The following is a 13,258-nucleotide window of genomic DNA, read 5'->3' on the forward strand; positions in this document are numbered from 1 at the left end:
GCGCCCCCCGGCCCCGAAACGCACCCGCACCCGCACCCCCGGCTGCGCGACGGCGTCCAACTCCTCGGGCACGGCGTAGTCGAAGTACCGGTCGAGATGCAGCACCCCTTTGTCGACCAGCACCCGGGCGACCGGAAGTTCCTTCGCCAGGGCGGCCCCCCGCCACGTCCGCGGCTTGGCCCGCGGCGCCCTGGCCTTCTTCACGGCCTCCCGAATGAGCGCGAGCTGCTCCGGCCCCGCACCCCCCGCGTCACCACCACGCGTCCCGTCCTCGCTGCTCACGCCAGCATTCTCCCAAACTCCACTGACAACCGACGGCGCCCGCGGGTCCGGAACCGGCGGGCGCCCTCGGCCCGGTGACAACGCCGAGGCCCGGCGCCCCCAGAGGGGACACCGGGCCTCGGAAAGAACCGCGGGGTTCCGCGTGCTACAGACCCGCCGCCTCACGGAGGGCGTCCACGCGGTCCGTGCGCTCCCACGTGAAGTCGGCGAGCTCACGGCCGAAGTGGCCGTACGCGGCGGTCTGGCCGTAGATCGGGCGGAGCAGATCGAGATCGCGGATGATCGCGGCGGGGCGGAGGTCGAAGACCTCGTCGATCGCCTTCTCGATCTTGTCCGTGTCGATCTTCGCGGTGCCGAAGGTCTCGACGAAGAGACCGACGGGCTCGGCCTTGCCGATGGCGTAGGCAACCTGGACCTCGCAGCGGGAGGCGAGGCCCGCGGCGACCACGTTCTTGGCGACCCAGCGCATCGCGTACGCCGCGGAGCGGTCGACCTTGGACGGGTCCTTGCCGGAGAAGGCACCACCGCCGTGGCGGGCCATGCCGCCGTACGTGTCGATGATGATCTTGCGGCCGGTGAGGCCGGCGTCGCCCATGGGGCCGCCGATCTCGAAGCGGCCGGTCGGGTTGACCAGGAGGCGGTAGCCCTCGGTGTCCAGCTTGATGCCGTCGTCGAGGAGGGCCTTCAGCTCCGGCTCCACCACGAACTCGCGGATGTCCGGGGCGAGCAGCGACTCCAGGTCGATGTCGCTGGCGTGCTGCGAGGAGACGACGACCGTGTCGAGACGGACCGCCTTGTCACCGTCGTACTCGATGGTGACCTGGGTCTTGCCGTCGGGACGCAGGTAGGGGATGGTGCCGTTCTTGCGGACCTCGGACAGGCGCTTGGACAGACGGTGCGCGAGGAAGATCGGCAGCGGCATCAGCGTCGGAGTCTCGTCCGTCGCGTAGCCGAACATCAGGCCCTGGTCGCCGGCGCCCTGGCGGTCCAGCTCGTCCTCGTCGCCCTCGACCCGGTTCTCGTACGCCGTGTCGACACCCTGCGCGATGTCCGGGGACTGGGAGCCGATCGACACCGACACACCACAGGACGCGCCGTCGAAGCCCTTCTTCGACGAGTCGTAGCCGATGGCCAGGATCGTGTCGCGGACGAGCTGGGCGATCGGCGCGTAGGCCTTGGTCGTGACCTCGCCGGCCACGTGCACCAGGCCGGTGGTGATGAGCGTCTCCACCGCGACGCGGGACGTGGGGTCCTCGCGCAGCAGTGCATCGAGAATGGCATCGCTGATCTGGTCAGCGATCTTGTCGGGGTGACCCTCGGTCACGGACTCCGAGGTGAACAGGCGACGGGACACAACGCTCCCTGTGGTTGCAGCGGCTGCTGGCTGATCATTGGCGGACGGGACGGGGGCTGCGCCCGGCGTCGTCCGTGAACAGTTTATCGGTCGGTCTCGACCACCGGCCCACCTGTCTCGCCTCTCGGGAGCTCTGTGACCTGCGGCACGTGCATTCTGCCCAATGGCCGTCGCTGTCCGCCAGGGTCGCCACACCCCTAAGTTGCGGACTGTTCACGGTCCGTGGCGCGAATGGAGCAGTCAGCCCAGCCGGTGCGCGACCAGGTCCCACACCGTGTCGGCCAGGGCTTCCTTCGGACCGTACGGCACGGCCGTCTCGCTCCCGTCGGCTCCCAGCACCACGGCCTCGTTCTCCTCGGAGCCGAAGGTCTTGCGTTCCCCCACCTCGTTCACCACGAGGAGGTCGCAGCCCTTGCGCGCCAGTTTGGCGCGGCCGTTGGCGAGGACGTCGTCGGTCTCCGCGGCGAAGCCGACGACCAGTTGCTCCGGACGGGGGCGGTCGGCCGCTATCTCGGCGAGGATGTCCGGATTACGGACCAGGACGATCGGCTCGGGGTCCTGGCCGTCCTTCTTCTTGATCTTGCCGGTGGCGTAGGTCTCCGGGCGGAAGTCCGCCACGGCGGCCGCCATCACCACCACGTCCGCGTCCGGCGCCGCCTTGAGCACCGCCTCGCGCAGCTGGACCGCCGTGCCGACGCGGACGACGTCCACGCCCGCCGGGTCCGGCAGCCCGGTGTTCGCCTCGATCAGGGTGACCCGGGCGCCTCGGGCCGCGGCCGTGCGGGCGAGGGCGTATCCCTGCTTGCCCGAGGAGCGGTTGCCGAGGAAGCGGACGGGGTCGAGGGGCTCGCGGGTGCCGCCGGCGCTGACCACGACATGCCGTCCGGCGAGATCCGGTCCGGCGGTGCCGCGGGCGAGCACCCGGCGGCAGACCTCGAAGATCTCGGCGGGGTCCGGCAGCCGGCCCTTGCCGGTGTCGACGCCGGTCAGTCGGCCCACTGCCGGGTCGATGACGAGGGCGCCCCGGCGGCGCAGCGTCGCCACGTTCTCCTGGGTGGCGGGGTGCTCCCACATCTCGGTGTGCATCGCGGGGGCGAACACGACGGGGCAGCGGGCGGTGAGCAGGGTGTTGGTCAGCAGGTCGTCGGCGAGGCCGTGTGCGGCCTTGGCGAGCATGTCGGCCGTCGCCGGGGCCACGACGACGAGGTCGGCCTCCTGGCCGATGCGGACGTGTGGCACCTCGTGGACGCCGTCCCAGACCTCGGTGGAGACCGGGTTGCCGGAGAGCGCGGACCAGGTGGCTGCACCGACGAAGTGCAGAGCGGAGTCGGTCGGCACGACCCGCACGTCATGCCCGGACTCGGTCAGCCGGCGCAGCAGCTCGCACGCCTTGTAGGCGGCGATGCCACCGCTGACCCCCAGAACGACCTTCGGCTTGCCCACCGGGCCTCCCCGCACTCGAACCCGAACCTGACCGACGTACACCGCGGCTCTCGGCGTACGCACCCATCACACACCACAGGCCCGACAGTCGCGCTGCCGGGCCTATGGAAAAACCTACCGCGGTCCGCGGATATGACTATCCGAGGAAACCGTCGTGTTCTGCTTACGCGGGGCCGTCGATGGCCTCGGACGTCAGCAGACCCGCGTTGATCTCGCGCAGGGCGATCGAGAGCGGCTTCTCGTGGACGTGCGTGTCGACGAGGGGACCGACGTACTCGAGGAGGCCCTCGCCGAGCTGCGAGTAGTACGCGTTGATCTGGCGGGCACGCTTGGCCGCGTAGATCACGAGGCTGTACTTCGAGTCCGTGGCCTCGAGGAGCTCGTCGATCGGCGGGTTGATGATGCCCTCGGGCGCGGAGATGGAAGAGGACACGCTCTACCTTCCGATGGATGGGAAAGATTCAGTGTGCATCGTCAGTGACGATCACACAACGTCCATCAAGGCTAGCAGCTCGCGAGCCACGTCCTCGACGGAGGTGTTGACCAGGGTGACGTCGAACTCCGGCTCGGCCGCGAGTTCGACCTTGGCCGCGTCCAGGCGGCGTTCGATCACCTCGGGCGGTTCGGTGCCCCGGCCGGTGAGCCGGCGGACCAGCTCGTCCCAGGAGGGCGGGGCCAGGAACACCAGCTGGGCGTCGGGCATGGTCTCGCGGACCTGCCGGGCGCCCTGGAGGTCGATCTCCAGCAGGACCGGCTCGCCGCGCTCCAGGCGTTCGAGCACGGCGCCCCGCGGGGTGCCGTAGCGGTTGCCGGCGAACTCGGCCCACTCCAGCAGCTCGCCGTTGGCGATCAGCTTGTCCATCTCGTCGTCGGTGACGAAGAAGTAGTGGACGCCGTCCTTCTCGCCGGGGCGGGGCTTGCGGGTCGTCGCCGACACCGAGAGCCAGACCTCGGGGTGTGCCTTGCGCATATGGGCGACGACCGTGCTCTTGCCGACCCCCGAGGGGCCGGAGAGCACGGTCAGCCGCGGACGTACGTCCGGGGGCTCGGGGGTCGTCCCCCGGAATGTTGCAGCCATGCAGCGATTATTCCAGCAATCCCGGAGTGCCCGGGACTTCCTGTCCGGAGTACCCGGATCAGGAACCGGTGCTGCCGAACTCACGCTCCAGGGATGCGATCTGGTTGGAGCCGAGGCCGCGCACACGACGGCTCTCGGAGATGCCGAGTCGCTCCATGATCTGCTTGGCGCGGACCTTGCCCACGCCGGGCAGCGACTCAAGGAGGGCGGAGACCTTCATCTTGCCGATGACGTCGTTCTCCTGGCCCTGCTTGATGACCTCGTGCAGGGAGGCGCCGGAGTGCTTGAGTCGATTCTTGACCTCGGCCCGCTCCCGGCGAGCCGCGGCGGCCTTTTCGAGCGCGGCTGCGCGCTGTTCAGGGGTAAGGGGCGGAAGAGCCACGCCTACGTCACCTCGGATGTCGAACTGTCGGATACGGACCGGTGAGGAACCTAGTCGCCCCACACCTGGGGAGTACGAGCAACACGCCTGCCCGTTCTCCCCGTACTGCCTGGAGGGCGTGGGAGGTGCCCTCACTCGTCGGAGACTAGCGGCCAACTCCGCCAGAGTCAGCGAGAACAGCGGAAAAGTCCTGGTCAGCCTCCCTGGAGTCGGACATAAGCCGCATACTGCCCCGGATTTGAGGATGTATTCAGACTCAAGCCGTCCGGTAAGCGCCGACGGAGCACTCATCGGAGGTCTCAGGCGGCCTCCACGGCGGCCCTGATCTCGTCCGCGAAACGATCCGAGGCGTCACGCAGCGCGACGACGTCGGGACCGTGACGAAGAACACCCCGGCTGACATTGGGCACCACATGACGCACGGCCGCCCCGAAGACCGCCGGGAGATCGGACGGGGTGGCCCCCTGCGCCCCGATGCCGGGCGCGAGGAGAGGTCCGTTGATCTGAAGGTCGTACGACGAGAGATCGCCGAGCGTGGCGCCGACGACGGCACCGAAGGACCCCAGGGGCTCCTCCCCCGCGTTCTCGGCGGCCAGGTGCGCCAGCATCGTCGCCCCGACGTCCCGTCCGGCGGCGTCCTCCGTGCGCACGGCGTGCTGTACCTCGCCGCCCTCCGGGTTGGAGGTCAGCGCCAGCACGAACAGCCCGGCGCCATGCTCCCGCGCGAGGTCCACGGCCGGCTTCAGGGAGCCGTAGCCGAGGTACGGCGAGACCGTCAGCGCGTCCGAGAACAGCGGCGCGTCCTTGTGCAGGAAGGTCTCGGCGTACGCGGCCATGGTGGAGCCGATGTCGCCGCGCTTGGCGTCCATGACGACCAGGGCACCGGCGGCCCGCGCCTCCTCGACGGACTTCTCCAGGACGGCGATGCCCCGCGAGCCGAAGCGCTCGAAGAACGCGCTCTGCGGCTTGAGCACGGCCACCCGGCCCGCCAGCGCCTCGACGACGGTCCGGCTGAAGCGCTCCAGGCCCGCGATGTCGTCGTTCAGGCCCCAGGCGGTGAGCAGGGCGGAGTGCGGGTCGATCCCGACGCAGAGCGGGCCGCGTTCGTCCATGGCGTGGCGCAGTCGCGCGCCGAAGGGCTCGGTCATGCCGTCTTCTTCCTCACGTCGGCGCCGACCGCGTCGGCGAGGGTGGCGTACGGGCTGGTGCGCAGCCGGGCGGCGAGGCCCTTGTGGACGGCGCGCGCCCAGAAGGGGCCCTCGTAGACGAAGGCGCTGTAGCCCTGGACGAGGGTGGCACCGGCGAGGATGCGCTGCCAGGCGTCCTCGGCGTTCTCGATGCCGCCGACGCCCACCAGGGTGATCCGGTCGCCCACGCGCGCGTAGAGGCGGCGCAGGACCGCGAGGGAGCGGGCCTTCAGCGGGGCGCCGGAGAGCCCGCCGGTCTCCTTCACGAGGGAGGGTTCGGAGGTCAGGCCGAGTCCCTCGCGCGCGATGGTGGTGTTGGTGGCGATGATCCCGTCCAGGTCCAGCTCCACGGCGAGGTCGGCGACGGCGTCGATGTCCTCGTCGGCGAGGTCGGGGGCGATCTTGACCAGCAGCGGCACCCGGCGGGTGCGCACCGTGCGGTCGGCGGCCTCGCGGACGGCGGTCAGCAGGGGCCGCAGCGCCTCGGTGGCCTGGAGGTTGCGCAGACCCGGCGTGTTGGGCGAGGACACGTTCACGACCAGGTAGTCGGCGTACGGGGCGAGGCGCTCGGTGGACTTCACGTAGTCCGCGGCGGCCTCCTCCTCGGGGACGACCTTGGTCTTGCCGATGTTGACGCCCACGACCGTCCGGAAGACGGGGTTGCGGGAGGCCAGTCGGGCGGCGACGGCCAGGGAGCCCTCGTTGTTGAAGCCCATGCGGTTGATCAGCGCTCGGTCGCCGACCAGGCGGAACAGCCGCTTCTTGGGGTTGCCGGGCTGCGCCTCGCCCGTGACGGTGCCGATCTCGACGTGGTCGAAGCCCAGCATCGACATCCCGTCGACGGCGACGGCGTTCTTGTCGAAGCCGGCGGCCAGCCCGAACGGGCCGTGCATGCGCAGGCCGAACGCCTCCGTGCGCAGTTCCTCGTGGCGGGGCGCGAGCGCGGCCGCGAGGTAGGTGCGCAGCACGGGGACGCGTGCGGCGAGGCGGATCCAGCGGAAGGCCAGGTAGTGGGCCTCCTCCGGGTCCATCCGGGTGAAAACCAGACGGAAGAACAGCTTGTACATCTCGAAGTCCTCGGGTCCTCATGAGGGCTCACGTCCTCATGACAGGTGTCCTCATGAAGAGGGGGACACCGTTTCCGGTGTCCCCCTCAGGGCTGCTAGTCGCGGGCCGCGATCAGGTGTTCGGCGTGTTCCTGGAGTGAGCGCACCCCGACGTCACCGTGGTTGAGCGCGTCGATGCCCTGGACGGCCGCGGCGAGCGCCTGGACCGTCGTCAGGCACGGCACGGAGCGGGCCACGGCGGCCGTACGGATGTCGTAGCCGTCGAGGCGGCCGCCGGTGCCGTACGGGGTGTTGACGATGAGGTCGACCTCACCGTCGTGGATGAGCTGGACGATGGTCTTCTCGCCGTTCGGGCCGGTGCCCTCGGACTGCTTGCGCACGACCGTGGCGTTGATGCCGTTGCGCTTGAGCACCTCGGCCGTGCCGGACGTGGCGAGCAGTTCGAAGCCGTGGGCGACCAGCTCACGCGCCGGGAAGATCATCGAGCGCTTGTCGCGGTTGGCGACCGAGATGAACGCGCGGCCCTTGGTGGGCAGCGGCCCGTACGCCCCGGCCTGCGACTTGGCGTACGCCGTGCCGAAGACCGAGTCGATGCCCATGACCTCGCCGGTGGAGCGCATCTCCGGGCCGAGGACGGTGTCGACGCCGCGCCCGTGGATGTCGCGGAAGCGCGACCACGGCATGACGGCCTCCTTGACGGAGATCGGCGCGTCCAGCGGCAGCTCGCCGCCGTCGCCGTTCTTCGGCAGCAGACCCTCCTCGCGCAGCTCGGCGATGGTCGCGCCCAGCGAGATCCGGGCGGCGGCCTTGGCGAGCGGCACCGCGGTCGCCTTCGAGGTGAAGGGGACGGTGCGGGAGGCGCGCGGGTTGGCCTCCAGGACGTAGAGGATGTCACCGGCCATCGCGAACTGGATGTTGATCAGTCCGCGGACGCCGACGCCCTTGGCGATGGCCTCGGTGGAGGCGCGCAGGCGCTTGATGTCGAAGCCGCCGAGGGTGATCGGGGGCAGGGCGCACGCCGAGTCGCCGGAGTGGATGCCGGCCTCCTCGATGTGCTCCATGACGCCGCCGAGGTACAGCTCCTCGCCGTCGTAGAGGGCATCGACGTCGATCTCGATCGCGTCGTCGAGGAACCGGTCGACGAGGACGGGCCGGGAGGGGCTGATCTCGGTCGACTCGGCGATGTACGACTCCAGGCGCGCCTCGTCGTAGACGATCTCCATGCCGCGTCCGCCGAGGACGTACGACGGCCGGACGAGGACCGGGTAGCCGATCTCGTCGGCGATGGCCTTGGCGCCCGCGAAGGTGGTCGCCGTGCCGTGCTTCGGGGCCGGGAGGCCGGCCTCGGCGAGGACCTGGCCGAAGGCTCCGCGGTCCTCGGCGGCGTGGATGGCCTCCGGGGAGGTGCCCACCACCGGTACGCCGTTGTCCTTGAGCGCCTGGGACAGGCCCAGCGGGGTCTGGCCGCCGAGCTGGACGACGACGCCCGCGACGGGGCCGGCCAGCGACTCGGCGTGCACGATCTCCAGCACGTCTTCCAGCGTGAGCGGCTCGAAGTACAGGCGGTCGGAGGTGTCGTAGTCGGTCGAGACGGTCTCCGGGTTGCAGTTGACCATCACGGTCTCGTAGCCCGCGTCACTGAGCGCGAAGGAGGCGTGGACGCAGGAGTAGTCGAACTCGATGCCCTGGCCGATGCGGTTCGGGCCGGAGCCCAGGATGATGACGGCCGGCTTCTCGCGGGGCGCGACCTCGCTCTCCTCGTCGTAGGAGGAGTAGAAGTACGGGGTCCTCGCCGCGAACTCGGCGGCGCAGGTGTCGACCGTCTTGTACACCGGGCGTACGCCGAGCGCGTGCCGGACCTCGCGCACGACGTCCTCGCGCAGCCCGCGGATCTCGCCGATCTGCTGGTCGGAGAATCCGTGCCGCTTGGCCTCGGCGAGCAGGTCGGGGTCGAGCTTGTCGGCGGCGGCCAGCTCGTCCGCGATCTCCTTGATGAGGAAGAGCTGGTCGACGAACCAGGGGTCGATCTTCGTGGACTCGAAGACCTCCTCCTGGGTGGCGCCGGCGCGGATGGCCTGCATGACGGTGTTGATGCGCCCGTCGGTCGGGCGGACCGCCTCGCGCAGCAGCTCGGCCTTGTCGCCGGGCTCGCCGACGAAGGTGAACTGGCTGCCCTTCTTCTCCAGCGAGCGCAGGGCCTTCTGCAGGGCCTCGGTGAAGTTGCGGCCCATCGCCATGGCCTCGCCGACCGACTTCATGGTCGTGGTGAGCGAGGAGTCGGCGGAGGGGAACTTCTCGAAGGCGAAGCGGGGGGCCTTCACGACGACGTAGTCGAGTGTCGGCTCGAAGGAGGCGGGGGTCTGCTCGGTGATGTCGTTCGGGATCTCGTCCAGCGTGTAGCCGACGGCGAGCTTCGCAGCGATCTTGGCGATCGGGAAGCCGGTCGCCTTGGAGGCGAGGGCGGACGAGCGCGAGACACGGGGGTTCATCTCGATGACGATGACCCGGCCGTCCTCGGGGTTCACCGCGAACTGGATGTTGCAGCCGCCGGTGTCGACGCCGACCTCGCGGATGATCGCGATGCCGACGTCACGCAGCACCTGGTACTCGCGGTCGGTGAGCGTCATCGCGGGCGCGACGGTGATGGAGTCACCGGTGTGCACGCCCATGGGGTCGAAGTTCTCGATGGAGCAGACGACCACGACGTTGTCGTGCTTGTCGCGCATCAGCTCCAGCTCGTACTCCTTCCAGCCGAGGATGGACTCCTCCAGGAGCACCTCGGTGGTCGGCGACAGGGTGAGGCCCTGGCCGGCGATGCGGCGCAGCTCCTCCTCGTCGTGCGCGAAGCCGGAGCCGGCGCCGCCCATGGTGAAGGAGGGGCGGACGACGACGGGGTAGCCGCCGAGCGCGTCGACGCCCTTGAGGACGTCGTCCATGGAGTGGCAGATGACCGAGCGGGCGGACTCGCCGTGACCGATCTTGGCGTTGACCGCCTCGACGACCAGCTTGAACTGGTCGCGGTCCTCGCCCTTGTGGATCGCCTCGACCTTGGCACCGATCAGCTCGACGCCGTACTTCTCCAGGACGCCGTTCTCGTGGAGCGAGATGGCGGTGTTGAGCGCGGTCTGGCCGCCGAGCGTCGGGAGCAGTGCGTCGGGGCGCTCCTTGGCGATGATCTTCTCGACGAACTCGGGGGTGATCGGCTCGACGTAGGTGGCGTCGGCGATCTCCGGGTCGGTCATGATCGTCGCCGGGTTGGAGTTCACCAGGACGACGCGCAGGCCCTCGGCCTTGAGGACGCGGCACGCCTGGGTGCCGGAGTAGTCGAACTCGGCGGCCTGGCCGATGACGATCGGGCCGGAGCCGATGACCAGGACGGACTGGATATCGGTGCGCTTAGGCACGCTGGCCCTCCATCAGGGATACGAAGCGGTCGAACAGGTAGGCGGCGTCGTGCGGGCCGGCTGCCGCTTCGGGGTGGTACTGGACGCTGAAAGCCGGGCGGTCGAGGAGCTGGAGCCCCTCCACCACGTTGTCGTTGAGGCACACGTGGGAGACCTCGGCGCGGCCGTAGGGGGTCTCGGAGACCTTGTCGAGCGGGGCGTCGACGGCGAAGCCGTGGTTGTGCGCGGTGACCTCGACCTTGCCGGTCGTACGGTCCTGCACCGGCTGGTTGATCCCGCGGTGGCCGTACTTCAGCTTGTAGGTGCCGAAGCCGAGGGCGCGGCCGAGGATCTGGTTGCCGAAGCAGATGCCGAACAGCGGGGTGCCGCGCTCCAGGACCGCCCGCATCACGGAGACCGGGTGGTCGGCGGTGGCCGGGTCGCCGGGGCCGTTGGAGAAGAACACGCCGTCGGGGTTCACGGCGTACACCTCGTCGGCGGTCGCTGTGGCGGGCAGCACGTGCACCTCGATGCCGCGCTCGGCCATGCGGTGCGGGGTCATGCCCTTGATGCCGAGGTCGACGGCGGCGACGGTGAACTTCTTCTCGCCGATCGCGGGGACGACGTAGGGCTCCTTGGTGGCGACCTCCGCGGAGAGGTCGGCGCCCTTCATCTCGGGGGCCTGGCGGACCTCGGCGAGCATGGTGCCCTCGTCGGGCAGGGCGTTGCCGGAGAAGATGCCGACGCGCATGGCGCCACGCTCGCGCAGATGGCGGGTGAGGGCGCGGGTGTCGACGCCGCTGATGCCGACGACGCCCTGCTGGGCGAGCTCCTCGTCGAGGGTGCGCCGGGAGCGCCAGTTCGACGGCACGCGCGCGGGGTCGCGTACGACGTAGCCCGCGACCCAGATCCGCTTCGACTCGGGGTCCTCGTCGTTGACGCCGGTGTTGCCGACGTGCGGGGCGGTCATCACGACGACCTGGCGGTGGTACGACGGGTCGGTGAGGGTCTCCTGGTAGCCGGTCATACCGGTGGAGAACACGGCCTCGCCGAAGGTCACCCCCACGGCCCCGTAGGCGCGGCCGCGGAATGTCCGGCCGTCCTCCAGGACGAGTACCGCGGGAACCTTGGTGGCTCCCCTAGTGGAGGTCGTCATCGTGCGCCTTCCGTTTCCGTCTTCTTGATCATCTGGTTCAGGGTCTCGACCCACTCGTTGTGTTCGGCCGCGTGGTCGGAGCGGAACCCGGAGTCGAGGAGCTTGTCTCCGTGTGCCCAGGTGACGACGAGCAGTCCGCCCTCGGTGAGGACCTTGCCGGCGATGCCCTTGTCGAGCCGGGCCTCGCGCAGCGCCTCCCGCGGGACGAAGAAGTCCGTCGCTCCGGGCCGTACCACGTCCAGGCCCGCGTCCGTCAGGGTGAGCTCGACCCGGCTGCGGGTGCCCAGACCGTGCGCCACGATGCGGTCGAGCCACTGCCCGGCGGTGGTGGAGCCGTGGTAGCGGCCGCTCATCGTCAGTCTGGCCGCACCGGGCTCCTCCGGCACGGCGGGCAGCTCCGGCAGGTCGCTCTGGAGCGTGCCGCGCCACTTCCAGCCCTCGCGCATCAGCCAGTAGACGAGGGCGACGAAGAGGGCGAGTCCGACGACCCAGCCGATGCGTCCGGCCCAGTTGGTGACCTCGGCCGATTCCTTCTGGGCGGCCAGCAGAATTACAGGTGTCACGTGAGCTTCCCGTCGACGAGCGTGGCCTTGCCCCGCAGCCACGTGTGCGTGACACGGCCCGGCAGCTCGCGGCCCTCGTACGGGGTGTTGCGGCTGCGCGAGGCGAAGCCCGCGGGGTCCACCGCACCACGGTATGCCGTGTCGACGAGCGTGAGGTTGGCGGGCTCACCTGCCGAGACGGGCCGGCCGTGACCGGCGGCCTGCCCGATGCGCGCGGGCGTGACCGACATGCGGTCCGCGACGCCCGCCCAGTCGAGCAGCCCGGTCTTGACCATCGTCTCCTGGACCACCGACAGGGCGGTCTCCAGGCCGACCATGCCCATGGCGGCCGCGGCCCACTCGCAGTCCTTGTCCTCGTGCGGGTGGGGGGCGTGGTCGGTGGCGACGATGTCGATCGTGCCGTCGGCGAGCGCCTCACGCAGGGCGAGTACGTCGCGCTCGGTGCGCAGCGGCGGGTTGACCTTGTAGACCGGGTTGTACGAGCGCACCAGCTCGTCGGTGAGGAGCAGGTGGTGCGGGGTGACCTCGGCGGTGACGTCGATGCCGCGGGACTTGGCCCAGCGGACGATCTCGACGGACCCGGCCGTCGACAGGTGGCAGATGTGGACGCGGGACCCGACGTGCTCGGCGAGCAGGACGTCGCGGGCGATGATCGACTCCTCGGCCACCGCGGGCCAGCCGCCGAGCCCCAGCTCGGCGGAGACGACGCCCTCGTTCATCTGGGCGCCCTCGGTGAGCCGCGGCTCCTGGGCGTGCTGGGCGACGACGCCGTCGAAAGCCTTCACGTACTCCAGGGCGCGGCGCATGATCACCGCGTCGTGCACGCACTTGCCGTCGTCGGAGAAGACGGTGACGCCGGCGGCCGACTCGTGCATGGCGCCCAGCTCGGCGAGCTTCTGGCCTTCGAGGCCGACGGTGACGGCGCCGATGGGCTGGACGTCGCAGTAGCCGTGCTCCTGGCCGAGCCGGTAGACCTGCTCGACGACGCCGGCGGTGTCGGCGACCGGGAAGGTGTTGGCCATGGCGAACACGGCGGTGTAGCCGCCGGAGGCCGCCGCCCGGGTGCCGGTGAGGACCGTCTCGGAGTCCTCGCGGCCGGGCTCGCGCAGATGGGTGTGCAGGTCGACCAGGCCCGGCAGGAGGACCTTGCCGCCGGCCTCGACGACCTCGGCGCCCTCGGCGGACAGCCCGGTGCCCACCTCGGCGATGGTCTCGCCGTCGATCAGCACGTCCTGCGGCTCGCCGCCGAGCACCTTCGCACCACGGATCAGGATCTTGCTCATCTGTCTTACTTCTCCTCGGCCGCGAAAGGGGTGTGCGCGGAGCGCTCGTTGGAAGGGTGGTGGTGGGCGACGGGCGGGCG

Annotated in this window: 12 protein-coding genes; all 12 read right to left on the reverse strand. The window is 70.2% G+C overall.

Going from position 1 to position 13,258, the window contains the following annotated elements:
• Window positions 1–282 (reverse strand): primosomal protein N' family DNA-binding protein (locus AOK15_RS32460; RefSeq protein ID WP_478078817.1); only part of this gene is annotated, 282 nt, incomplete at its 3' end.
• A 145-nt stretch (window positions 283–427) separates the two neighbouring features.
• Complete coding sequence (metK, locus tag AOK15_RS32465; RefSeq protein ID WP_055521900.1) at window positions 428–1,636, reverse strand: methionine adenosyltransferase; 1,209 nt, start codon at window positions 1,634–1,636, stop codon at window positions 428–430.
• A 240-nt stretch (window positions 1,637–1,876) separates the two neighbouring features.
• A complete protein-coding gene (coaBC, locus tag AOK15_RS32470) occupies window positions 1,877–3,079 on the reverse strand; it encodes a bifunctional phosphopantothenoylcysteine decarboxylase/phosphopantothenate--cysteine ligase CoaBC (RefSeq protein WP_055521901.1) in 1,203 nt (400 codons plus the stop codon).
• Between the two features lie 163 nt (window positions 3,080–3,242).
• Window positions 3,243–3,512, reverse strand: a complete 270-nt coding sequence (rpoZ, locus tag AOK15_RS32475; RefSeq protein WP_055521902.1) for a DNA-directed RNA polymerase subunit omega — start codon at window positions 3,510–3,512, stop codon at window positions 3,243–3,245.
• A gap of 51 nt (window positions 3,513–3,563) precedes the next feature.
• The gene (gene gmk, locus AOK15_RS32480; protein WP_055521903.1) at window positions 3,564–4,157 is read right to left on the reverse strand and encodes a guanylate kinase; all 594 of its coding nucleotides are present in this window, start codon (window positions 4,155–4,157) and stop codon (window positions 3,564–3,566) included.
• A 58-nt stretch (window positions 4,158–4,215) separates the two neighbouring features.
• Complete coding sequence (locus AOK15_RS32485; RefSeq protein ID WP_003977346.1) at window positions 4,216–4,539, reverse strand: integration host factor; 324 nt, start codon at window positions 4,537–4,539, stop codon at window positions 4,216–4,218.
• Window positions 4,540–4,838: 299 nt separating this feature from the next.
• Window positions 4,839–5,687, reverse strand: coding sequence for an orotidine-5'-phosphate decarboxylase (gene pyrF / locus AOK15_RS32490; protein ID WP_055521904.1), 849 nt, complete (start codon window positions 5,685–5,687; stop codon window positions 4,839–4,841).
• Complete coding sequence (locus AOK15_RS32495; RefSeq protein ID WP_055521905.1) at window positions 5,684–6,793, reverse strand: quinone-dependent dihydroorotate dehydrogenase; 1,110 nt, start codon at window positions 6,791–6,793, stop codon at window positions 5,684–5,686. Before AOK15_RS32495 ends, pyrF begins: the two co-directional genes overlap by 4 nt.
• A 95-nt stretch (window positions 6,794–6,888) precedes the next feature.
• Window positions 6,889–10,197, reverse strand: coding sequence for a carbamoyl-phosphate synthase large subunit (gene carB, locus AOK15_RS32500; RefSeq protein WP_055521906.1), 3,309 nt, complete (start codon window positions 10,195–10,197; stop codon window positions 6,889–6,891).
• Window positions 10,190–11,332: a glutamine-hydrolyzing carbamoyl-phosphate synthase small subunit gene (gene carA / locus AOK15_RS32505; RefSeq protein WP_055521907.1), complete on the reverse strand. Its 1,143-nt coding sequence runs from the start codon at window positions 11,330–11,332 to the stop codon at window positions 10,190–10,192. The genes carB and carA overlap by 8 nt, the downstream gene beginning before the upstream one ends.
• Window positions 11,329–11,895 carry a PH-like domain-containing protein gene (locus AOK15_RS32510; protein WP_055521908.1) on the reverse strand — a complete coding sequence of 189 codons (567 nt, stop codon included), beginning with the start codon at window positions 11,893–11,895 and terminating at the stop codon, window positions 11,329–11,331. The genes carA and AOK15_RS32510 overlap by 4 nt, the downstream gene beginning before the upstream one ends.
• The gene (locus AOK15_RS32515) at window positions 11,892–13,178 is read right to left on the reverse strand and encodes a dihydroorotase (protein WP_055521909.1); all 1,287 of its coding nucleotides are present in this window, start codon (window positions 13,176–13,178) and stop codon (window positions 11,892–11,894) included. Before AOK15_RS32515 ends, AOK15_RS32510 begins: the two co-directional genes overlap by 4 nt.
• Between the last annotated feature and the right edge of the window lie 80 nt (window positions 13,179–13,258).

Source organism: Streptomyces ossamyceticus, from assembly GCF_001418475.1.
GTDB classification, from domain to species: domain Bacteria; phylum Actinomycetota; class Actinomycetes; order Streptomycetales; family Streptomycetaceae; genus Streptomyces; species Streptomyces ossamyceticus.

Excerpts from the sequence above, each read along its gene's own strand:
- pyrF (WP_055521904.1), bottom strand. The coding sequence starts at position 5,687 with ATGACCGAGCCCTTCGGCGCGCGACTGCGCCACGCCATGGACGAACGC.
- AOK15_RS32515 (WP_055521909.1), bottom strand. The coding sequence starts at position 13,178 with ATGAGCAAGATCCTGATCCGTGGTGCGAAGGTGCTCGGCGGCGAGCCG.
- carA (WP_055521907.1), bottom strand. The coding sequence starts at position 11,332 with ATGACGACCTCCACTAGGGGAGCCACCAAGGTTCCCGCGGTACTCGTC.
- AOK15_RS32495 (WP_055521905.1), bottom strand. The coding sequence starts at position 6,793 with ATGTACAAGCTGTTCTTCCGTCTGGTTTTCACCCGGATGGACCCGGAG.
- gmk (WP_055521903.1), bottom strand. The coding sequence starts at position 4,157 with ATGGCTGCAACATTCCGGGGGACGACCCCCGAGCCCCCGGACGTACGT.